Annotated in this window: 20 protein-coding genes and 1 pseudogene; 9 read left to right on the forward strand and 12 right to left on the reverse strand. The window is 60.8% G+C overall.

The window, feature by feature from the left end:
• Positions 1-4 precede the first annotated feature (4 nt).
• Both J7E41_RS21205 and J7E41_RS21210 read left to right on the forward strand, forming a co-directional pair.
• Complete coding sequence (locus tag J7E41_RS21205) at positions 5-811, forward strand: gamma-carboxygeranoyl-CoA hydratase (RefSeq protein WP_214995936.1); 807 nt, start codon at positions 5-7, stop codon at positions 809-811.
• Entirely contained in the window at positions 808-2,757 is a 1,950-nt protein-coding gene (locus J7E41_RS21210; protein WP_214995938.1) for an acetyl/propionyl/methylcrotonyl-CoA carboxylase subunit alpha, read from the forward strand. The genes J7E41_RS21205 and J7E41_RS21210 overlap by 4 nt, the downstream gene beginning before the upstream one ends.
• Here the strand turns inward: J7E41_RS21210 and J7E41_RS21215 are convergent.
• A complete protein-coding gene (locus J7E41_RS21215; protein ID WP_214995940.1) occupies positions 2,754-3,401 on the reverse strand; it encodes a LexA family protein in 648 nt (215 codons plus the stop codon). The genes J7E41_RS21210 and J7E41_RS21215 overlap by 4 nt on opposite strands.
• 129 nt (positions 3,402-3,530) lie before the next feature.
• Here J7E41_RS21215 and J7E41_RS21220 point away from each other — a divergent pair, with 129 nt between their 5' ends.
• Both J7E41_RS21220 and J7E41_RS21225 read left to right on the forward strand, forming a co-directional pair.
• Positions 3,531-3,878, forward strand: a complete 348-nt coding sequence (locus tag J7E41_RS21220) for a DUF6124 family protein (RefSeq protein ID WP_214995942.1) — start codon at positions 3,531-3,533, stop codon at positions 3,876-3,878.
• 480 nt (positions 3,879-4,358) lie between these two features.
• A complete protein-coding gene (locus J7E41_RS21225; RefSeq protein WP_214995944.1) occupies positions 4,359-5,510 on the forward strand; it encodes a M14 family metallopeptidase in 1,152 nt (383 codons plus the stop codon).
• Here J7E41_RS21225 and J7E41_RS21230 read toward each other — a convergent pair.
• Complete coding sequence (locus tag J7E41_RS21230) at positions 5,507-5,980, reverse strand: winged helix-turn-helix transcriptional regulator (RefSeq protein WP_214995946.1); 474 nt, start codon at positions 5,978-5,980, stop codon at positions 5,507-5,509. The two genes, J7E41_RS21225 and J7E41_RS21230, sit on opposite strands and share 4 nt — an antisense overlap.
• A gap of 97 nt (positions 5,981-6,077) precedes the next feature.
• On the opposite strand from J7E41_RS21230, the gene J7E41_RS21235 reads away from it, so the two are divergent.
• Positions 6,078-7,277: an MFS transporter gene (locus J7E41_RS21235; RefSeq protein WP_214995948.1), complete on the forward strand. Its 1,200-nt coding sequence runs from the start codon at positions 6,078-6,080 to the stop codon at positions 7,275-7,277.
• A gap of 3 nt (positions 7,278-7,280) precedes the next feature.
• Here the strand turns inward: J7E41_RS21235 and J7E41_RS21240 are convergent, their stop codons facing one another.
• On the reverse strand, positions 7,281-7,820 hold the full coding sequence (locus J7E41_RS21240) for a cytochrome b (RefSeq protein WP_214995950.1): 540 nt from the start codon (positions 7,818-7,820) through the stop codon (positions 7,281-7,283).
• On the reverse strand, positions 7,817-8,899 hold the full coding sequence (locus tag J7E41_RS21245; protein WP_214995952.1) for a catalase family peroxidase: 1,083 nt from the start codon (positions 8,897-8,899) through the stop codon (positions 7,817-7,819). Before J7E41_RS21245 ends, J7E41_RS21240 begins: the two co-directional genes overlap by 4 nt.
• A 168-nt stretch (positions 8,900-9,067) precedes the next feature.
• On the opposite strand from J7E41_RS21245, the gene J7E41_RS21250 reads away from it, so the two are divergent.
• Positions 9,068-9,574, forward strand: coding sequence for a sigma-70 family RNA polymerase sigma factor (locus J7E41_RS21250; RefSeq protein ID WP_214995954.1), 507 nt, complete (start codon positions 9,068-9,070; stop codon positions 9,572-9,574).
• The gene (locus tag J7E41_RS21255) at positions 9,571-10,320 is read left to right on the forward strand and encodes an anti-sigma factor family protein (RefSeq protein ID WP_214995956.1); all 750 of its coding nucleotides are present in this window, start codon (positions 9,571-9,573) and stop codon (positions 10,318-10,320) included. The genes J7E41_RS21250 and J7E41_RS21255 overlap by 4 nt, the downstream gene beginning before the upstream one ends.
• Here J7E41_RS21255 and J7E41_RS21260 read toward each other — a convergent pair.
• Genes J7E41_RS21260 through J7E41_RS21290 form a run of 7 tightly spaced genes read right to left on the reverse strand, consistent with a single transcriptional unit; the run spans position 10,317 to position 16,667 of the window.
• Positions 10,317-11,300, reverse strand: coding sequence for a Csu type fimbrial protein (locus J7E41_RS21260; protein WP_214995958.1), 984 nt, complete (start codon positions 11,298-11,300; stop codon positions 10,317-10,319). The two genes, J7E41_RS21255 and J7E41_RS21260, sit on opposite strands and share 4 nt — an antisense overlap.
• A gap of 17 nt (positions 11,301-11,317) precedes the next feature.
• Positions 11,318-13,711, reverse strand: coding sequence for a fimbria/pilus outer membrane usher protein (locus J7E41_RS21265; protein WP_214995960.1), 2,394 nt, complete (start codon positions 13,709-13,711; stop codon positions 11,318-11,320).
• 48 nt (positions 13,712-13,759) lie between these two features.
• Positions 13,760-14,545: a fimbrial biogenesis chaperone gene (locus tag J7E41_RS21270; RefSeq protein ID WP_214995962.1), complete on the reverse strand. Its 786-nt coding sequence runs from the start codon at positions 14,543-14,545 to the stop codon at positions 13,760-13,762.
• A 26-nt stretch (positions 14,546-14,571) separates the two neighbouring features.
• Positions 14,572-15,072: a Csu type fimbrial protein gene (locus J7E41_RS21275; protein ID WP_435304134.1), complete on the reverse strand. Its 501-nt coding sequence runs from the start codon at positions 15,070-15,072 to the stop codon at positions 14,572-14,574.
• A gap of 4 nt (positions 15,073-15,076) precedes the next feature.
• The gene (locus J7E41_RS21280) at positions 15,077-15,613 is read right to left on the reverse strand and encodes a Csu type fimbrial protein (RefSeq protein ID WP_214995964.1); all 537 of its coding nucleotides are present in this window, start codon (positions 15,611-15,613) and stop codon (positions 15,077-15,079) included.
• 17 nt (positions 15,614-15,630) lie between these two features.
• On the reverse strand, positions 15,631-16,170 hold the full coding sequence (locus J7E41_RS21285; protein WP_214995966.1) for a Csu type fimbrial protein: 540 nt from the start codon (positions 16,168-16,170) through the stop codon (positions 15,631-15,633).
• Positions 16,164-16,667, reverse strand: coding sequence for a Csu type fimbrial protein (locus tag J7E41_RS21290; RefSeq protein WP_435304135.1), 504 nt, complete (start codon positions 16,665-16,667; stop codon positions 16,164-16,166). Before J7E41_RS21290 ends, J7E41_RS21285 begins: the two co-directional genes overlap by 7 nt.
• A gap of 258 nt (positions 16,668-16,925) precedes the next feature.
• Here J7E41_RS21290 and zapE point away from each other — a divergent pair.
• Both zapE and J7E41_RS21300 read left to right on the forward strand, forming a co-directional pair.
• A pseudogene (gene zapE / locus J7E41_RS21295) lies at positions 16,926-18,061 on the forward strand (cell division protein ZapE).
• Positions 18,062-18,101: 40 nt separating this feature from the next.
• Positions 18,102-19,415 carry a leucine-rich repeat-containing protein kinase family protein gene (locus J7E41_RS21300; RefSeq protein WP_214995968.1) on the forward strand — a complete coding sequence of 438 codons (1,314 nt, stop codon included), beginning with the start codon at positions 18,102-18,104 and terminating at the stop codon, positions 19,413-19,415.
• A 122-nt stretch (positions 19,416-19,537) separates the two neighbouring features.
• Here the strand turns inward: J7E41_RS21300 and J7E41_RS21305 are convergent, their stop codons facing one another.
• Positions 19,538-20,245: a YebC/PmpR family DNA-binding transcriptional regulator gene (locus J7E41_RS21305; protein ID WP_214995970.1), complete on the reverse strand. Its 708-nt coding sequence runs from the start codon at positions 20,243-20,245 to the stop codon at positions 19,538-19,540.
• Positions 20,246-20,328: the final 83 nt, after the last annotated feature.

Below are 20,328 nucleotides of genomic sequence, written 5' to 3' on the forward strand. Positions count from 1 at the left end.
ACCCATGAGCGATTTCAATACGCTGGAACTGGTGACCGACGCCCGTGGCTTTGCCACCTTGTGGCTCAGTCGCGAAGCAAAGAACAATGCCTTCAACGCAGAGATGATCCGCGAGCTGATCATTGCCCTGGACCAAATCCAGGGCAACCCGGCCCTGCGCTTCCTGGTGCTGCGCGGCCGCGGCAAGCACTTCAGCGCCGGCGCGGACCTGGCCTGGATGCAGCAGTCGGCCGAACTGGATTACCACACCAACCTGGATGACGCCCGTGAACTGGCGGAGTTGATGTACAACCTCGCCAAACTGAAGATCCCGACCCTGGCTGTAGTTCAGGGTGCAGCCTACGGCGGCGCTCTGGGTTTGATCAGTTGCTGTGACATGGCCATTGGTGCAGACGATGCGCAGTTCTGTCTGTCAGAAGTGCGCATCGGCCTGGCGCCAGCGGTGATCAGCCCGTTTGTGGTCCAGGCCATTGGGGAGCGTGCAGCCCGGCGTTACGCCCTGACGGCGGAACGTTTCGGCGGCCAGCGCGCGCGGGAGATCGGACTGCTGGCGGAAAGTTACCCGGCCGACGAGCTGGACCGCCAAGTCGAACAGTGGATTGCCAACCTGTTGCTCAATAGCCCCGCGGCCATGCGGGCCAGCAAGGACCTGCTACGGGAAGTCGGCCATGGCGCCCTCACCCCGGCCCTGCGCCGCTATTGCGAAAATGCCATTGCGCGCATCCGCGTCAGTAGCGAAGGCCAGGAAGGTTTGCGGGCCTTTTTGCACAAACGAGCGCCCAGTTGGCAGTCTCAGGAGCCGCGTTCATGAGTTCACCCGTTCTTAACACCGTGTTGGTGGCCAATCGCGGCGAAATCGCTTGCCGGGTCATGCGCACCGCCAAGGCCATGGGCTTGACCACCGTCGCCGTCCACAGTGCCACGGATCGCGATGCGCGCCACAGCCGTGAGGCCGACATCCGCGTCGACCTCGGCGGCAGCAAGGCCGCCGACAGCTACCTGCAAATCGACAACCTGATTGCGGCGGCCAAGGCCAGTGGCGCCCAGGCGATTCACCCCGGCTATGGCTTTCTCTCGGAGAACGCCGGGTTTGCCCGCGCCATTGAAGCCGCCGGCCTGATCTTTCTCGGCCCGCCCGCCTCGGCCATTGACGCCATGGGCAGCAAGTCCGCCGCCAAGGCGCTGATGGAAACCGCTGGCGTACCGCTGGTGCCCGGCTACCACGGCGAAGCCCAGGACCTGGAGACCTTCCGCCAGGCCGCTGAACGCATTGGTTACCCGGTGCTGCTCAAGGCCACCGCCGGCGGTGGCGGCAAGGGTATGAAGGTGGTTGAGGACGTCAGCCAACTGGCCGAAGCCCTGGCCTCGGCGCAGCGTGAAGCGCTGTCATCGTTTGGCAATGCGCAGATGTTGGTGGAGAAGTACCTGATCAAGCCGCGTCACGTGGAGATCCAGGTGTTTGCCGATCAGCACGGCCACTGCCTGTACCTCAACGAACGCGACTGCTCCATCCAGCGCCGCCACCAGAAGGTGGTCGAGGAAGCTCCGGCCCCCGGCCTCAGCCCCGAGCAACGCAGATCCATGGGGGAAGCCGCCGTGCGTGCGGCGCAGGCCATCGGTTACGTCGGCGCCGGGACCGTAGAGTTCCTGCTGGATGCCAGGGGCGAGTTTTTCTTTATGGAGATGAACACCCGGTTGCAGGTGGAGCACCCGGTGACTGAAGCCATTACCGGCCTCGACCTGGTGGCCTGGCAGATTCGTGTCGCCCTGGGCGAGCCGCTGCCGATGACGCAGGAACAGGTGCCACTGCGGGGGCACGCCATTGAAGTGCGGTTGTACGCCGAGGACCCGGGCAATGATTTTCTGCCGGTCACCGGGCATCTGGCGTTGTACCGCGAACCCACACCGGGTCCGGGGCGGCGCGTGGACAGCGGTGTCGAGCAAGGAGACAGCGTCTCGCCCTTCTACGACCCGATGCTGGGCAAGCTGATTGCCTGGGGGGAGGATCGCGAACAGGCGCGGCTGCGACTGCTGAGCATGCTGGATGAATTCGCCATCGGCGGGCTGAAGACCAACCTGGGTTTTCTGCGGCGCATCATTGGCCACCCGGCCTTTGCGGCAGCGGAACTCGATACCGGGTTTATTCCCCGCTATCAGGATGAGCTGCTGCCGGCTGCCGGCGAACTGAGCGACGAGTTCTGGCAGGCCGCAGGTGTTGGTTTCATGCAGAGCCGAGCCGCCAGGGTGCGGGAGGATGATCCGGCGTCGCCTTGGGCCCACAGCAATGGTTTTCGTCCCGGCCTGCCCGCCGAGACGTCGCTGCATTTGAGCTGCAATGGCCAGGACCGCCTGGTGGCGTTGCAAGCCCCCGGGGCCCAATTACGGGGGGAGCAACTGGTGATCGAACAGAACGGCGTGCGCCGCTCACACTTGGCCGTACGGGCCGAGGACACACTGTTTCTGCGCTGGGGCGACGAGATGCACAGCATCACCCTGTTTGATCCGATTTCCGCCGTCGAGGCCAACCAGTTTCATCAGGGTGGCCTGACGGCGCCGATGAACGGCAGCATCGTGCGGGTGTTGGTGGAAATCGGGCAAGTGGTTGAGGCTGGGGCGCAACTGGTGGTGTTGGAAGCCATGAAAATGGAGCACAGCATCCGCGCGCCCCATGCAGGTGTGGTCAAGGCGTTGTATTGCCAGGAAGGCGAGATGGTCAGTGAAGGCAGTGCGCTCGTGGAGCTTACGGTCGCGGATTAAAATTTCGCGACTGCTTGCACTACCACGCCGATGATCCGGCACTCATCGCTGAACAGCATCTTGGGGTAGGTCGGGTTGAGCGGCACCAGGTAAAGCTGGCCGCTTTCCTCCATCAATTTGCGGAAGGTGGCTTGAGGGCTGAAGGCCCATTGCGCAACCACCAGCTTGCCGGGCTCGGCTTTGATGGCCGGGTCCACCAGGATCATCATGCCCTCGCTGATGCTCAAGCCGCTGGGGGCCGTCATGGCATCACCCGCCACCCGCAACCAGAACGCCGCGCCCCGCGCATGGTAGTCACTCAACTCGAAACGGGCAGCGCCGTAAGGCACACGTTCTTCCTGCACCTCACACACTCCCTTCCAATCGCTGACCGGGTAACGGAAATACGGGTTGTATTGCTCCGTCGGCGGCAGTTCGTCTTGCGCCCGCTCGGCATTTTTTTCGCGCACGACCAGCGCAACTTCAAGGCTCCCCAAGCCGAGCTCCTCCATCACCCGATTCATGTCGGCGATGCTTGGCTCGCGACGCTTGTTCAGCCAATGACCAATGCCGCCCTGAGACATGCCCAAGCGCTCGGCCAGTTGGTCCTGGGTGATCTTGCGGTCCTTCATGCTGGCTTTGACCAACGCTATCCATTTATCCATGGGGCCTGACAATACGGTGTGAATTCACCGCCACAATAAACAGTTTGTAGTAATCAATCAAAAGACATAAATACGATCCGTACTATTATTCAATCCAGGCATTCGACACCCACCCTGAGTACCGACCTCATGACGACATCCCCGGATCACCGGCCCTGCACACCCGACGATGATGAACTGCTGTGCCTGCGCAGCAGCGGCGCTGCCCGGCGCGCGCTCGACTATTACTTGAAAGAGGATGTAACTGGACCCGCCATCGGCGACACCTTGTTTGAAGTCAAAAACGACGTAACTGATGAAGAAGCCCTGGTTCATGCTTCCGACCTGCTGCGCAGCGCCGCCGCCACGGCTTACGAGGCGGCAAATAGCACGCAGGGCAATAGCCGGGACCTAGCGTTTTCGGTGGTGTATCTGATTGATATGGCGAAGGCCATGGTAGAGCGATTGCTGCATGCATCGGCCCGAGAAAATCGATAGCCGTACGCGCTGCACAAAGACGCAAAGGAAAAATATTTCTATCCCACGGATAAAAACATTTGACTTGCAAATGATAATGATTATTATTGCATCAGCTGATCGCGAGATCAGTCGATAGACCAAGGGACCTTAGGTCGGACTCTTGGAATATCTCCTCATCAGGCTAATCACGGTTTTTGACCCGGCTCTTTGGCCGGGTCTTTTTTTTGCCAGTTTTTCTGGCATGGCTTCAGGCTAATGAAGACTGTGTGTTGCTTGATGGCGCACATGGTAGCAAAAGACCATCGCCGAAAGAAGCCAAACGAGCGCTCTAGCCCGGATCTTTCGAAAATAGCACTTGAGAATCAATCTCATAGACTCTAAGCTGCTGCGGCGTCATGGATGACGCCCCCTTCCTGCGCCGCAACAATTTGCCCCCCGGCCTCCCCCCGCTCCCGTGTAAAATACCCGCCACAACAATCATATTCAGGCAACCAGACTATGACCGTGGCCTTGACGTCCATCAAAATCAGCACCGACTTCGACAGTGGCAATATCCAGGTCCTCGACGCCAGCGATGCCTATCAGTTGCTGCTGGCCATCAAACCCGATACCCGCAGCCAGCACTTCCAGTGGTTCCACTTCAAGGCTGAGGGTATGCACGTTGGTCACACTCATACGTTCCGCCTGAGCAACGCCGGCCAGTCGTCCTATAAACACGCCTGGAGCGGCTACAACGCCGTTGCGTCCTACGATCACATCAACTGGTTTCGGGTACCCACTCGTTTTGATGGCGAAACCCTGCACATCAATCTGCAGCCCCAGGAAAAACAAGCCTGGATTGCCTACTTCGAGCCCTACAGTCGTGAGCGCCATGATGGGTTGATCGACCAGGCGCTGAATCGCGCCGGCACACAATTGCTCGCCACCGGTAAAAGTGTCGAAGGCCGTGATATCCAGTTGTTGCGCCGAGGTAAAGGCGATGCCGTCAAGCGTAAGGTCTGGATCATTGCCCAGCAGCATCCCGGTGAACACATGGCCGAATGGTTCATGGAAGGCATCATCGAGCGCCTGCAACAAGACGGCGACGATGAACTGAAAAAGCTCCTGGCAGCCGCCGACCTGTACCTGGTGCCGAATATGAACCCGGACGGTGCCTTTCACGGTCATCTGCGCACCAACGCCATGGGCCAGGACCTCAACCGAGCATGGCAGAGCGCAAGCCAGGAGATCAGCCCGGAAGTGCTGTTCGTCCAGCAGCAGATGGAAAAGTACGGCGTCGACCTGTTCCTCGATATTCACGGCGACGAAGAAATTCCCTACGTCTTCACCGCCGGCTGCGAAGGCAACCCCGGCTACACGCCACGTATCGAGCAGCTGGAAAAACACTTCCGCAGTCACCTGAGCGCCCTGACCCGGGACTTCCAGACCGCCCACGGCTACACCCGCGACCTGCCGGGCGAAGCCAACATGACCCTGGCCTGCAACAGTGTCGGCGAGAGATTTGACTGCTTGTCCCTGACCCTGGAGATGCCTTTCAAGGACAACGACGATGCGCCCAATGCGCACACCGGTTGGTCCGGCAAGCGCTCGATGCAGTTGGGCAAGGATGTGTTGAGTACGGTGGCAGATATGGTCAACGTACTGCGTTAATCCTCGATAGCAAGGGCGCTCGCCTGATCGGCGGGCACCCGCTCACAGTCCTCGGGTGCCAGTAACCGACCGTCTGCCGACCGTAACTCCAGCGCCCTTAACGGCTTGCCGTGTTCGCGATCTACCATCACCGAATGCGCTTCCCCTTCGCGGTAGAAAAACCCTTCACCCCATTGGCGCAAGCCAATGATCACGGTGAACAGTCCCCTCCCCTTGTCCGTCAACGCGTACTCCTGATACGCACTGCCATCCGACGCCGGCACCACCTCAAAAATCCCGTGAGCCACCAGGCTGCGCAACCGCGTGGACAGAATGTTCTTGGCCACCCCAAGGCTGCGCTGGAATTCGCCAAAACGCCGAATGCCATCAAAGGCATCACGAACAATCAGTAGCGACCAACCGTCACCTATAGCGTCCAGCGAGCGCGCCACCGGGCATTCAGCGCTTTCAAAGCGGGTGAGCTTAACCATGGGCACTGCCTGCCTTCAACAAAATGTAGTTGCAATATAAAACCGGAATACCTACCGTACAACTGGTTTCAATTTAAAACCAGAACGGATAACTCCCATGCCTAACTCACCTTTAAGCGGCACCGTGGTACTGCTGTTCGCCATTGCCTGCGGCCTGTCGGTCGCGAATGTCTACTACGCCCAACCCTTGCTGGACGCCATGGCCGACACCTTTGCCCTGGACCCCGCCACCGTCGGCATCGTGATCACCCTGACCCAGATTGGCTATGGCGTGGGCCTGGTGCTGCTGGTGCCTCTGGGAGACCTGCTCAACCGGCGGCGCTTGATTGTCGGCCAATTGCTGCTGTCGACCTTTGCGGTATTGCTGGTGGCATTCGCGTCCAACAGCTTCTTGTTGCTGGCAGGCATGGCCTTGACCGGCCTGCTGGCGGTGGTCACGCAAACCCTGGTGGCCTTTGCCGCCAACCTGGCGCGGCCGGAACAGCGTGGGCATGTAGTAGGCCTGGTCACCAGCGGCATCGTGGTGGGCCTGCTGCTCGCGCGTACGGTGTCGGGTGCCATGGCGGACCTGGCGGGTTGGCGTTCGGTGTACCTGTTGTCAGCGGGGTTGACCTTGATGATGGCGCTGTTGCTCTGGCGAGTCTTGCCTGCGACCGAGCAGCCGCGAGCCACCGACGCCTATGCCCAACTGATCCGTTCAGTGTTCAGCTTGTTCAAGCAAGAAAAAGTACTGCGAGACCGGGCGATCCTGGCCTTGCTGATTTTCGCCGCCGGCACGGTGTTGTGGACGCCACTGGTACTGCCCTTGAGCGCCCCGCCGCTGTCGCTGTCCCACACACAAATCGGCTTGTTCGGAATCGCCGGTGCCGCCGGTGCCCTCGGCGCCGCCCGCGCCGGGCGCCTGGCCGACCGCGGCTTTGCGCAGTGGACCAGCGGTGGCGCACTGATCCTGATGCTGGTGTCCTGGCTGGCAATCGGCTTTACCCAGACGTCCTTGTGGGCGTTGTTGCTCGGTGTCATCGCTTTCGACCTGGGCCTGCAAGCCGTTCACGTCACCAGCCAGAGCCTGATCTACAGCGTGCGCCCCGAAGCCCAGAGCAGGCTGGCTGCTGGCTATATGCTGTTCTATTCAGTGGGCAGTGCGTTGGGGTCGGTAGGTTCGACGGTGATGTACGCCTGGGGGGGATGGATCGGCGTGTGCGGCCTGGGCGCAGCAATCAATCTGCTGGCGCTGATCTACTGGATGGCCACGTTGGGCCCCGCACCGGCTGTACACTCACAGCCGGTGCAGGGTTAGGCTTCAGTCCTTGGTGCCGGTCATGCTTTGCAACACGCCATCACGACGGATCAGACCATGGAACAACGCCGCCGCCAAGTGCAACAGCACCGTCAGAAACAGCAGATAGGCGAGAAGCCCATGAGCCTTGCGCAGCACCGCAAACAGCTGCGCATTGGCCGGGACCAGCGCCGGTAATTGCAGGGAACTGCTGAGCATCACCGGGTCCCCCGCCGCCGAGATCATCGCCCAACCCAACAGCGGTAACACCAGCATCAAGCCATAGAGCATCCAATGAGACGCCTTGGCCGCCAGCACCTGCCAGAGCGGCAAATCAGTGGGCAATGGCGGCTGACGGGTGGAAAAACGCACCACCAACCGCACGATCACCAAGGCCAGAATGGCGATCCCCAAGGGCTTGTGCAGGTGGATCAACCACTCGTGCCGTTCCGACACCGACGCCGCCATGCCTGCGCCAATAAACAACATGGCAATGACCATCAACGCCATCAGCCAATGCAGCAGCCGCGCCAGAGGGGCGAAATACCGAGGTTGAGCATTCATGGCTTCGACTCCTGAGGGGCGCTGGGCAACTGGCTGACTTCACTGGTGCGACGCAAGTAGGAACTGGCGTAGGCCGCCGAACGTGCTGCCAGCAACGGGTCATTCGAGGCTTCAATCCCACTCGGCAGGATCAACGGATCAAAGTTGATATCACGGCAATCACCGTCGAGTTGTGGCTGGCTGCTTTCCAGCACCAGCGTCCCGGCATTCAGCACCTTGTGCTCACCGGTCCAGGCCTTGGCGGCGTCGTCGACCGGGTCTCCCGGATTGGCCAGCGTGACGTTCAACTGCCAACGCAGTGGCCCCGCAATTAGGCGTTGCATCAGGTCTTTTTCCAGGAAATCACTGCCTTCAGGCGCAGCGGCACCGGGTGCGTCCTGGCTCTGCGGCACTACGCCCCAGCGTACGGCCTGGCGCTGACCACTGGCATTTACCAGATAAAACGCATTGATGCCGTTATAGGTTTCGGTGGCATAACTGGCCGACGGCTTGGCGGTCTTGACCCAGGCCAGGAACGGCGCGGCCTCCGGGTGGGAGGCGAAAAAGGCCGGCATGCTGGTCGGGTTCGGCTTGCCGGTGGCTGGGTCCGGTGCACCGGCCTTGAGCATCTGGAAGAACGCTTCGGGCGTGCCCACCGGGAACACCGGCATGCTGTTCATCCCGGTTCGCCATTGCTGGCCGTTGGCCAGACTGAACTGCAAGGCAAAACTGCGCAGGGGCACACTGCTGTCCGGCGCATAAGGGTTGCCACTGGGCAAGGCAAAACGGCCGATGATTGGCGTGCGCGCCTCGCTGAATACCTGGGCACTGGAATACTGGCGCGCCTCATTGCTGCTTTCGAAATAACCCGCCACGCACACGCCCTTGGAATGGTTACGCCGGTAACCAGGGTGTAGGCCATTATTGGTTTCCAGCGCATTGACCAGGGTCTTGGGACGCAACCGCTGTGGGTCCAGGGTACCGTTGACGTAGGCAAAAGCCCCCGCCGCAACCGCGACCACCACCCCGATGCTGGCTAACCGAACGATCAGGCTTGCGGTGCTCAGCGGCGGGCGTGGCGGTGATGAGTGATCTACCATGAAAAACTCCAGGGCCAAGGGCCTCAGGTGCGAAAACATAAGGTCGGAGCATTAGGACGAACGCCAACTCCCTCTATTCCCTGGCCTACTGTTTATTTTTAATGGCCTGGAATAACCTTCGACGCCGGACGTCTCCCTAGTCCCAGCGTAGTGACTAGCCAGAATCCCATGCACGAACTCGACGAACAGTTACGTGAACTCATCCCCAGGCTTCGGCGCTTTGCCGTGTCCCTGACACGCCAGTCCAGCAGCGCCGATGATCTGGTGCAGGCCAGCCTCGAACGGGCGATCATCCGTTGGGCCGACAAACGCCCTGAAGGCGACCTGCGGGCCTGGTTGTTCTCGATCCTCTACCGGCAGTTCCTCGACGCTCACCGCCGTTCCCGGCGCTATACACGAATGCTGGAGTTCTTCACCGGCCGGGACGACGCCCAGCCCTCGGTGGAACGCACCGTGATGGCTCAATCGACCCTGCAAGCCTTCGACCAACTGAGCACCGAGCAACGCGCCCTGCTGCTCTGGGTGTCGGTAGAAGGCCTGAGCTACAAAGAAGTCGCCGACATCCTCGATGTGCCGATCGGCACCGTGATGTCTCGCCTGTCCCGCGCGCGTCAGGCCTTGCGCCAACTCAGCGACGGCGAAATCACCAGCCCTTCCCTGCGGATACTCAAATGATCAGCCTGCCTCCCAGCGAACGCGACTTACACGCCTACGTCGATCACCAACTGCTGGAGTCCGATCGGCGCCTGCTCGAAACCTGGCTGGCGGCCCATCCCGATGTGGCGGCCCAGATCCAGGCCTGGCAGCAGGATGCGCAACACCTGCGCGCCTCTTTAAGCGGCGCGCTGCAACAGCCTGCCAACCCCGACCTTGACCCGGCGTTGATTCGCCAGCGGATCAAGCGCCAATCCCGCCGTCACCTCGCGACTGCCGCCGTGCTGCTGATGGCCGTCAGCGCCGGCGGCCTGGGTGGTTGGCAAGCACGGCAGATGACCCTGAGCACCGTGCTCCCGATGACAGATGCCATGCAGGCGTACCGCATGTTCGCCCAGGACAACATCCTGCCCGCCGACTACAACGTGCAAGGCAACGGCGACATGCAAGCCTGGCTCGACCGCTACTTCACCCAGGCCCATCGCCTGCCGGATTTGAGCCAGGCCGGGTTCAATGCGGTCAGCGGGCGCCTGCTCACCACGGACCAAGGCGCGGCGGCCATGGTGCTGTATGAGGATCAACAGGGCCGCCGCATCAGCTTCTACATCCGGCCACCGGGACCGCAGAACAAACTGCTGCCCCGTGGCAGCAGCAGTGCCGATGGGCTACAGGCCGAATACTGGTCCGGCGACGGTTATAACTATGCGATGGTCAGCCCATCAGACGAGCCGGTCACCCAGATGCTGGAACAGACCGTAGGGTTCTAGAAACCCACGTCCAGCACCACATTGTCGATGTACGTTCCGCCTGGTGGGGTGTTCTGGTCGGTATAGATCCTGGCGTTGTAGTTGAAGATCTGGCTACCGGTACCCAGGCCATTGCCCGGATTGACCTCAGCGGTGGAGCTGGCGCGGCGCGCCGTCGACACACTGCCCCAACGGGTAGTAGTGGCGCTCTTGAAGATGTCATAAGCCAGCAGGTTACTGCCGGAGATCATCTGTCGCCGCCCGCCCACACTTACCGGGTTCTGGCCATCACTCAAGCCCACGGTGTAGGCACTGCCCTTGGTGCAGGCGATGTTGATGGTCTGGCCGGTCACCGCGGCGAAGCCACTGACCACCGGTGCGCTGCCAAAACTGATATTGGGCGCGGTGATCTGGCAGTCGTTGGTCACGGTCATGCTGACAGTCAGACTGGCGGTGCCGGTACCGATATCCCGCAATATGCAAAGCGAGCCAACCCCCAGTGCCGAGCAATAGTTCCAGCTCCAGAAGATACTCAACGTCTCGCTGTAGACCCCGGCCGCAACGTTACTGCCCGTAATGCTGCTCAGGTAGATCGGTACGGTCTTGTTGCCTGGCCCGGAGACCAGCCCCAGGCTTTGGGCAATGTTGTTGCTGGCAAAGTCGAACTGGGCCCCGCGGGTGATCGGAAAACTGGTGCTGTTATTGGCATAAATCGTATAACCGATGACATCACCCGTGGGGCCGACCATGCCGCTGGTGGCCGAGGTGATCGTCGCATAGAAGTGATCGCTGGCCGCCAGCAAGGAGATCAGCGTAGGCCCGCATCTCAGGCCGGCATTGGTGGTGGAACTGGCCTGGGCCGCCGTGCGCACCGTCATCGAACTCACCAGGCCGAAGCCCACCGGCACGGTCGACACCACCGAGCAAGCCGCCTGCACCTGTGCCGCGAAACCCAGGCTTGCCAGCAACGCCAGTGAGTACAACCCTTGCTTGAACCGCACGTCCACACTCCTTCACGTTATTGACAAACCAGAGGGCCGATCAGCGGCACCTGCTCCTGCTTGATATCCAGGTCGAACGTCGCCTGGCAGGTATGACCCTCCCCCACGGTCACCCGCAACGTGTTGTGCTCCGCCAGACCCTCCAGATAGACCAGGCCATCCCAGCCCACCATCGCCTGCGCACCGCTTTGCTCATGCTGCACCAGGCTGCCCAGGGGCAGATCCTGGTGCTGGGTATCCACCAGCGTGATGCTGGCCGCAATGACCCGGCGCACCGCAAACTCCAGCACATAGCCACTGCCGCGACGAACCGCGACGCGTTGTTCAACCTTCGGGGTTTGCACGTTGGATGGCAGGTTCAACGGGTCGATTTCATACTTGGCGCGGTAATAGGCGCTGCTCCAGGGCACCAGCAAATGCCCGTTGCGGTCGGTTTCTCCTACCTTCTGGTTCTCGTAGAGCACCGGTACACCGGCAAAACCATCGGTACTGACCACCACAAAGGCGTCATTGACCCGATTGGCGGCGAAGACTTGCTTGTCCATCCACACCAGCGAGCCACTGGCATCCGCCCAACGGGTTTGTGCATCGCTGCTGCCATACACGCCAGCCTGCAATTGCACCGACTGCAAGCGCCACGTCAGGTCGGCCTGGCGATAGGCCGGACCATCGCCATGGGCGTAGCCGAGGTTGTAGCCCACACCGCCGTCGGTGGGGACCGCACGGCTGTAGTTGACCCGCTGACGGTTTTCCCCGGCCTTGCTGCGCTCATTGCTCAGGCTCAAACTGCCGTACATGTCGAAAGGAACCACCAATTGCGCCTGCATGGCCCAGTTGCTGTCGCCGATCTCGCGGTTGGCAGACAAGTAGAAACTGGTGTTGTGCCACAGCTGTTTACTCCAGGTCAGGTTCAACAGCCGTGTGCGTGAATCATCGGCCGCCTGCACATCGAAATAGCCGGCGCCGATGCTGCCGTAGGTGTCCAGGTTCAGACTCAGGGTCACCTGTTCGCTGCGCTTGCTGAGACTGGCGTAAGGCGTGTCGATCAGAGTCAAGTCGGCGTACTGGTCACGGCGCTGCATCCGCTGGTACGACAGGCTGTAACGCTGGCTGCTGTACTGATAGCCCAGGCTCAACTGCTGGCCTTTCTCGCCCTCGAATTGGCTTTGGCTGATAGCCGTGTTGAGCACGCCAAAGTTGCCCAACCGCAGGTTGCCGCCCAACCCGCCCAGGGTCAGGGAACTGGAAGCTTCGGCATGGCTCTCCAGGGTGAAGGTGTCTGATAGACCGTAACGAAAACTGCCGCTGGCCACGCCCGACCCATAGCCAAAATCCTTCACGGTGTAGTCCCGACGCAGATTACCGGCGGCCACCGAAAAATCCGACAACCCCTTTTGCAGCAACGTACTGGTGACGTAGAACGGCACGGTGGTCGAGACCTGCCTACCCAAGGCATCCGTTGTAACCACCACCGCTTCGCCCGCACCGTTGATAAACGGAATATTGGTCAAGGTGTAGGGCCCTGGCTGCAGGTCGGCACTGCTGGATTTATAGCCGTTGATAAACAAGTCCACCGACGACGGCACGGCGGCCTCACCAGCGAACTGTGGCAAGGGGTAGGTCACCAAGTCCGGGCGTACGGCAAAGTCCCGAGACAGTTGCACGCCACCCAGGCGCACCGAACTGCTCCAGGGCAATGCGCCGCTGATCACGTCGCCGGCCTCGTAAGTCAGCAGGCGCTCATCGTCGGAGAAACGCCAGGTGGTGTCATAGCGCCGGTAGCCATTGTTGAGCGTACTGCCTTCCACCTGGGAGCCAATGGCGCTGCGGTATTGGCCGGTGTTGGACAGAGTGCCCCAGGTATCAAACAGCCGGAGTTCATTCCAGACGGCCAGATAGGTGCCGCTGTCGTCGGTGTCATTGAGGTAGGCGTCATAGTTGAGCAAGGCACCAAAACTGGTCATCGCCTGGGTGCGCGGGTAGTTGTTGCGGTTGCCGATGAACTGATCCGGCAACCAGGCCGGTGGCACATCCAATAGCAAACGCTGGCCCTGGCTGTCGTAGTCGGCGTGCAGCCCGGAGAGGCTGTCGAGGGCGACTTCTTCACCGACGCCCGCCGGCAGCTTCATACCGACATCCCGCAAGGTGGCCGCAGGTAGAAACAACCGCCCGGCACGCTGATTGACAGCGACCACCCGGCCGGTGTCGAGTTGATTGACCACCAGTCCCAAAAACAACTGTGCATCGGCAATAGCCTCCATATTGCCGGGGGGCGGCGGCAACGCGGTGGCCACGCCTTGCGACGCAAACACCAGGCCATACAGACCACTCACCACCAACACCAAACGCCACAGATAACGAGCCCCGACATGGCTCACCAAGGCTTTGTGTCCTTCACTGGACATCTCCATCCTATTGAAACCAGGGACTGCTCCTGCATCACGCCCCAGGCCGTTGCCTTACCGCCCCGGCGCTATGTTCTCCACATTTGTTGCTCCGTTGATCCTGACCTGTAACGGCTGGTCGGCCGGCACCGTATCAGGAATCGGCCAGCGCATGGTCGCGCCGGGCAACACGTATCCCAGCAAACCGTCCACGAGGGGACGAGGCTGGCTGCCCTGCTTGAACGCGGCGTCGGTCAGGCGCGCATGCACTGCGCCCTGGTTGCGCATTTCCACATAGTTACGCCCGGCGACAGTGACCTTTTTCCAGCTCAGATCTGGCTTGCCCGCGCCTTTCGGGTCCCGCTGACGGGTGCTGTCATCCTTGCTCCACAGCCCCGGGCCATAGGCGAACAAGGGCACCGAATAGCGCATCTGAAAGCGGATGGCAGCGGCCGTCTTGCCATCGGCCGATGGCGCAACCGGCGTTGCCGAAGGGATTTCATCGATGATGATCCGATAGGCCAATTCCTGGCCCGGCGGCACTTCCCGGGTGCGGGTCAGGCGCACCAGTTGCTTCTGCCCCGGTTCAATCTTGGCCACCGGCGGGCTACCAATCACGTCGCGCTGGTTCTGGTATTGATCATCAAACCCGCTCTGGCTCCAGGCAAACACCCGGATTTGCAGGTTGGCCGTTTCGGTACCACGGTTCTCCAGCCACAACGCGCTGGCCTGTTGATCCGCTTCCAGCACCGGATCAATCGGCCAGATCAGCACTGAGCTCGCGGCCTGAACCTTTCCTACGCCCAGCGCCACCAGCCCGAAAAAACCTGCAACCCATAACCGCCGGGAAGCTGAATACATAGACCCCACTCCTTATGCCAATCGCCTTACCACGACAGCTGCACCTGCAGCACGTCGCTGTACGTCCCCCCAGGCTGGTTACCCGGCAGCTGCACCCGGCCGTATATCGGCAGGGTAATGGTGTTGGCGTTACTGTAAGCCACGCTGACACTTTGGCTGACTCCCAGGCTCTGGCTCAGGGCCGCGTCCTGAAATAGCTGATACGCAACCAGGGCACCGCCGCTATTGAGCTGCATATGCCGGCCGCTGCTGTTGTGCAACCCCCCGTCGACGCTCATGTTCAGGGTGACCCCCGGTGTACATTGCAAGGTCACCCCACCACTCAGCGCCACGGACACCGTGCTGGTGGACAACGCCGAATAAGTGCCGAAGGTCAGGCTGCCGTAGTTCGACCCGCCGCCCACCACCAGGCAACCTGGGGTAATCGTCGCGCTGACCTGGAATGTCTGGCTGGTGACCGCCAACAGCGACAACGGCATCCCCCAGCCGATAACCACCGCCGCTGTCGTATACCAAACGCCCTTCATGACCTTAGAACGTCAGTTGCACGGATACCGTATCGGTGTAAGTACCGGCCGGCAGCCCCGTCTTGCCCACAGCTTGACCATAGAGATTCACGGTTTGCGCCACACCCGTGCTCGCCCCCACATTGATCGTTCCGTTAATCGCCAGCAGCGTCGAATGCCCGGAATCGGTGTAGAAGTCATAGGGCACATAATTGGCAACGCCGTCGTACAGTGCCCGGGTCCTGCCCGTCGATAGACCGTCATGGGCGCCCGCGCCCACGGTGATCACCGGCGAGGTGCCCGAAGAACACTGAATGGACAAGGCCCCACCGCCGCCGCCCAACACTTGGCCGGAGGCCGTGGTGAACTGACTGTCGGTGGTACCAAAGTTGAGCGCACCGAAGTTCAAACCTGTGGTACCGCCCGCACCATTGACCAGGCAACTGTTGGTCAGGATCAATGTCGAGGTGATCTGCCCCGTCACGGTGGTCGCCGCCTGCGCGCTGGACGCCAACACCAGCGCCATCAGCGGAACGCCTATTTTCCAGACAAGTGCATGCATGATGTTCTCCTCATGGTTTACCAATCCAGTGTCACCGTCAGGGTGTCTGTGTAGACCCCGGTCGGTAAGGCTCTGGTATTCGCCATCACAGAGCCGAATACCGGAATCGGTATTTGTTTGCCCTTGGTCACGACGAAATTACGTTGTTGGCCGATGCTGTAGGTAGTGCGACCGGAAGCATCGGCAGACAGGCTGTAGGGAATGGTTTGCCGACCGTTGCTCAACCGCCGGGTATTGCCGTCGCCATGGGCACCGCCGTCGATGGTCACAGTGAAGCTACTGACCGCAGGGTTGCAGGACACCGCCAACGGAGCCTTTTCATAGTCACTGACCTCGGCACTCAAGCGGTTCTCCCAGGTCGGACCGTGGCTGCCGAAATCCAGCACCGCCACCCCACCGTCCGGGCTGACCGGGGCGCTGTCAGTGCCTTTGCTCACTTCGCAACTGGCGCTAATCACCAGCCGCGCATGAATCTGCCCGCTGACCGCCGCCCGGGCGTCATCTGCCAGCAGCAACAGGCCGCCCATGACCACCAGGGCCAAGCACCGGGCTACCATGTCACCGTCACCTTGAGCAGGTCGGAATAACGCCCAACCCGGGGAATCTCCTGGAGCGGCTCGATACGCCCGTAGAGTGGCAAATCCACCGAGCCTGAATCCGGTACACGACCGCTGACCGGCACATCCACAGCTAAAGGGATTCGCCGGGCGGCGTCGGTATAAATGCGGTAAGGAATGGGTTTACTGCTTGAAGAGGTCATAGCGGCCAGGTAACGCACCTCGCCTACACCACCGTGCAAGCCGCCATCGACGCGCACCTGATAAGGCGTATCCGGGTTGCACTCCAGGCGTGGTTGGCGTTGACTGATCAGCGCGGCACTCAGCGGGCCTGCGGGGTCATCCAGGCGCGGGCCACTGCCAAAATCCAGCACCCCGAGTTGTTCGATACCCGCACGACGAGTAGTACCCACCAATTGGCAACCACGCTGCACGTCAATACGCACCTCCACCTGGAGCTGTGCGCCATAAACCGTGTCGCAGAGCATCATGCTCATGATTGCCAGGACCGCGTGTATCTTCACTGCCCCAATCCTTGTATAGGGGGGATTACTGAGTATGAGGTTAGTCTCTCGGCGGGAATCTGCCAGCTGGATCAGATACTTGCCGAGCATCCTCGCAGCACGGGGATCTAAACTTCTTCTCCCCTACGCACAGTCGCTGTTTGTGGCGAGCGGGCTTGCCACACTCTCTATTGGTCAAAAAGTCCGTGCCGCTCTAAAGTGAGCGACCACCGAAACACAGAGTGACTTGCATTGGCCGCTTTACCGCCAACCCCCTCCTCCCGCACGCCCTTGATCAAGCGCCTGCTGGGCAAAAAACCCGACACCGGCAGTGATCCGGCCATCCATCGGTTCTTCCAGGACAAGGCCCGCCAGCAGGGTTATACCCTCAGCCCTGGCCAACAGCAGGTCATCGAGACCATGGCCCGGCAATCCGCTCAGTTGCTGGCGGGTCGGGCCACCCGCAGCGTATACCTGCATGGCGCCGTCGGGCGGGGCAAAAGCTGGTTGCTGGATGGGTTTTTCCAGGCGCTGCCGATCGCCGAGAAGCGCCGAGTGCATTTCCACAACTTTTTTGCCCGTCTGCACCGGGGCATGTTCACCCATCGTCAACAACGTGATGCCCCGGGCAGCACGCTGGACGAGTTGCTCGATGACTGCCGGGTGCTGTGCTTCGATGAATTCCACGTCCACGACATCGGCGATGCGATGCTCATCAATCGCTTGTTCAAGGCCTTGTTCCAGCGGGATGTCCTGCTACTGGTCACCTCCAATTACCCGCCCGAGGGCCTGCTGCCCAATCCTCTGTACCACCAGCGATTCAAACCGGTGATCGAGTTGATCAGCGCACAGATGGACGTCATGGAAGTCAGCGCCCCCCAGGACTACCGAAGCCTGGTCCAGGCCCATGCTGAACAACGTTTTACCCAGGGCTATTTTGTCTGGCCCGCCAGCCAGGCGCAGCGCATCGCCCTGGGTTTACCTTCAGCGGATCTGCCGCCCTTGTCACTGACGGTCGGTGCTCGCCAGTTGACGGTGCGCGGGTGCCAGGAGCGCACCCTGGGTGTGACCTTCAGCGACCTGTGCGAACAGCCGACGGCCGTGATGGACTACCTGCACCTGTGTGAGGACTTCGACCACTGGATCATCGACGGCCTGCCTGCCTGGGCGATTGCCCGATTGCGGTCCAGCAGCGCTTCATCAACCTGATCGACGTGCTTTACGACCAGGACAAACACCTGATCCTGCTGGGTGAACAGCCACTGGACCACGCCTTGAGCGGCCATGCCATCGACTTGGCACGCACCCGTAGCCGGCTGGGGCAGTTGCACGTGGCAGGTCCAAGCGCATTTGAACACGACCCCATCCCCCCCAAGCCGCTATCATGAGCGCCTTTTACACCCCTCTTGCCGAGTGACCGCGCTGCTCATGGATACCCTTGCCCAACTCAAAGCTGGCCAGTTGGCTGGCGCTACCCGTCTGGATCTGTCTTGCGGGCTGACCGAATTCCCACGGGAAATTTTCGACCTGGCGGACTCCCTGGAGATCCTCAACCTGAGCGGCAATGCCTTGAGCAGCCTGCCGGATGACCTGCATCGCCTGCGCCACCTGCGCATACTGTTCTGCTCGGACAATGCCTTTACTGAAGTCCCGGAATGCCTGGGGCAATGCCAGCAGTTGAGCATGGTTGCGTTCAAGGCCAACCGTATCCACACAGTCAGCGCCGCGTCACTGCCGCCACTGTTGCGCTGGCTTATCCTGACCGACAACCAGATCAGCCACTTGCCAACGGCGCTGGGTGAACGTGCGCTGCTGCAAAAGCTGATGCTGGCGGGTAACCACCTTGAGCAACTGCCCGAAAGCCTGGCCAACTGCAAAAACCTGGAGCTGATCCGCATTGCCTCCAATCGCCTGACCCACCTGCCGGAATGGTTGCTGGCCCTGCCCAGCCTGACCTGGCTGGCCTACGCCGGCAATCCGGTGGAGATGGCTGTGGAGCTCGCCGGCAATGATTCGACGCCGAACATTCCCTGGTCGCAATTGGCCCTGGATCAGGTGCTGGGCGAAGGTGCTTCCGGGATCATTCGCCAGGCTTCCTGGACGCCGCCAAGCGGCCCGGCTCAGGCAGTCGCGGTCAAGTTGTACAAAGGCAGCATCACCAGCGACGGCTCACCGCTGCACGAAATGCAGGCCTGCATCGCTGCCGGCCAACATGCCAACCTGATCAAGGTTGAAGGACGGGTTGTCGACCATCCCGAGAACCAGGCAGCCTTGGTGATGCAGTTGATCGATCCGAGCTACCGCAACCTGGCAGCCTTGCCGAGCCTGGCCTCGTGTACCCGTGATATCTACGAACCAGGCACCCGCTTCAGCGCCGATGTGGCACTGCGCATTGCCCGTGGAATTGCCTCGGTCGCCGCCCATTTGCACCAGCACGGCATCACCCACGGCGATTTGTACGGCCACAATATTTTGTGGAACGAGGCCGGTGATTGTCTGCTGGGGGATTTTGGTGCGGCATCGTTCCATGCCACGGCTGACAACCTGGAATCCAGAGCCTTGCAGCGTATTGAAGTGCGCGCGTTCGGAGTGTTACTGGGAGAGTTGCTGGAGCGGATTAACGGGGGGTTGAGTGAGGACAACCGCCAGCAACTGGAAGCATTGCGCGAACGTTGCTGCCAGCCGAATGTGCTGGCGCGGCCGGGGTTTGAGGAAGTAAAACGGTCTTTAGAACACCACTGAACCCATGTGGGAGCGGGCTTGCTCGCGAATGCGGTGGGTCAGCCACAAATGTATTGGCTGACACTACGCATTCGCGAGCAAGCCCGCTCCCACATTTAGTCCAGGTTCACGTCACAAAGCAGTTAACCCGCCAGGCCGACGAACATATCCTGCACATCGTCATGGTTGTCCAGGCCTTCAAGGAAGGCTTCGACTTCGGCCATTTGTTCATCGCTCAAGCCCGAGACCGGGTTCTTGGCGATGTAGCCCAATTTGGCGGACAGCACGGTAAAACCCTGCTCCGGCAAGGCCTTCTGCACGGCATCAAGATCAGTCGTCTCGGTAATGAACAGGGTTGTGCCCTCTTCTTCACCTTCCTCGAAATCCTGGGCGCCGGCTTCAATAGCCGCCATTTCCGGATCGGCATCCGGGCTGTCTGGCGAGGCTTCAATCAAGCCCACATGGTTGAAGTCCCAGGTCACGGAACCGGAAGCACCCAGTTGCCCCTTGCGGAACGCCACGCGGATTTCCGCCACGGTACGGTTGATGTTGTCGGTCACACACTCGACGATCAGTGGCACCTGATGCGGGGCAAAACCTTCATAGGTCACGCGATGGTATTGCACGGTCTCGCCCAGCAGGCCCGCGCCTTTCTTGATGGCTCGCTCCAGGGTTTCCTTGGGCATCGAGGCCTTTTTGGCCTGCTCTACCACCAGACGCAAGTGTGCGTTGGTCGCAGTGTCGGCGCCGTTGCGGGCAGCAATGGTGATCTCTTTCACCAGCTTGCCGAAAATCTTGCCCTTGGCATTGGATGCCGCTTCTTTATGTTTGACTTTCCACTGTGCGCCCATGACTCACTCTCTTCTATCCATGGCGCCGAGACGTCTACTGGCCGGCGCTTTGGGGCAGAGTTTATAGGGCAAAAAGTCTCTAA

Origin of the sequence: Pseudomonas fluorescens (assembly GCF_018614655.1) — a bacterium.
Lineage (GTDB): Bacteria > Pseudomonadota > Gammaproteobacteria > Pseudomonadales > Pseudomonadaceae > Aquipseudomonas > Aquipseudomonas fluorescens_BX.

What these genes read in the sequence shown, in the direction of transcription:
- J7E41_RS21205 (WP_214995936.1), top strand. Translation starts at nt 5, where the DNA reads ATGAGCGATTTCAATACGCTGGAACTGGTGACCGACGCCCGTGGCTTT.
- J7E41_RS21210 (WP_214995938.1), top strand. Translation starts at nt 808, where the DNA reads ATGAGTTCACCCGTTCTTAACACCGTGTTGGTGGCCAATCGCGGCGAA.
- J7E41_RS21215 (WP_214995940.1), bottom strand. Translation starts at nt 3,401, where the DNA reads ATGGATAAATGGATAGCGTTGGTCAAAGCCAGCATGAAGGACCGCAAG.
- J7E41_RS21220 (WP_214995942.1), top strand. Translation starts at nt 3,531, where the DNA reads ATGACGACATCCCCGGATCACCGGCCCTGCACACCCGACGATGATGAA.
- J7E41_RS21225 (WP_214995944.1), top strand. Translation starts at nt 4,359, where the DNA reads ATGACCGTGGCCTTGACGTCCATCAAAATCAGCACCGACTTCGACAGT.
- J7E41_RS21230 (WP_214995946.1), bottom strand. Translation starts at nt 5,980, where the DNA reads ATGGTTAAGCTCACCCGCTTTGAAAGCGCTGAATGCCCGGTGGCGCGC.
- J7E41_RS21235 (WP_214995948.1), top strand. Translation starts at nt 6,078, where the DNA reads ATGCCTAACTCACCTTTAAGCGGCACCGTGGTACTGCTGTTCGCCATT.
- J7E41_RS21240 (WP_214995950.1), bottom strand. Translation starts at nt 7,820, where the DNA reads ATGAATGCTCAACCTCGGTATTTCGCCCCTCTGGCGCGGCTGCTGCAT.
- J7E41_RS21245 (WP_214995952.1), bottom strand. Translation starts at nt 8,899, where the DNA reads ATGGTAGATCACTCATCACCGCCACGCCCGCCGCTGAGCACCGCAAGC.
- J7E41_RS21250 (WP_214995954.1), top strand. Translation starts at nt 9,068, where the DNA reads ATGCACGAACTCGACGAACAGTTACGTGAACTCATCCCCAGGCTTCGG.
- J7E41_RS21255 (WP_214995956.1), top strand. Translation starts at nt 9,571, where the DNA reads ATGATCAGCCTGCCTCCCAGCGAACGCGACTTACACGCCTACGTCGAT.
- J7E41_RS21265 (WP_214995960.1), bottom strand. Translation starts at nt 13,711, where the DNA reads ATGGAGATGTCCAGTGAAGGACACAAAGCCTTGGTGAGCCATGTCGGG.
- J7E41_RS21270 (WP_214995962.1), bottom strand. Translation starts at nt 14,545, where the DNA reads ATGTATTCAGCTTCCCGGCGGTTATGGGTTGCAGGTTTTTTCGGGCTG.
- J7E41_RS21275 (WP_435304134.1), bottom strand. Translation starts at nt 15,072, where the DNA reads ATGAAGGGCGTTTGGTATACGACAGCGGCGGTGGTTATCGGCTGGGGG.
- J7E41_RS21280 (WP_214995964.1), bottom strand. Translation starts at nt 15,613, where the DNA reads ATGCATGCACTTGTCTGGAAAATAGGCGTTCCGCTGATGGCGCTGGTG.
- J7E41_RS21285 (WP_214995966.1), bottom strand. Translation starts at nt 16,170, where the DNA reads ATGGTAGCCCGGTGCTTGGCCCTGGTGGTCATGGGCGGCCTGTTGCTG.
- J7E41_RS21290 (WP_435304135.1), bottom strand. Translation starts at nt 16,667, where the DNA reads ATGAGCATGATGCTCTGCGACACGGTTTATGGCGCACAGCTCCAGGTG.
- J7E41_RS21300 (WP_214995968.1), top strand. Translation starts at nt 18,102, where the DNA reads ATGGATACCCTTGCCCAACTCAAAGCTGGCCAGTTGGCTGGCGCTACC.
- J7E41_RS21305 (WP_214995970.1), bottom strand. Translation starts at nt 20,245, where the DNA reads ATGGGCGCACAGTGGAAAGTCAAACATAAAGAAGCGGCATCCAATGCC.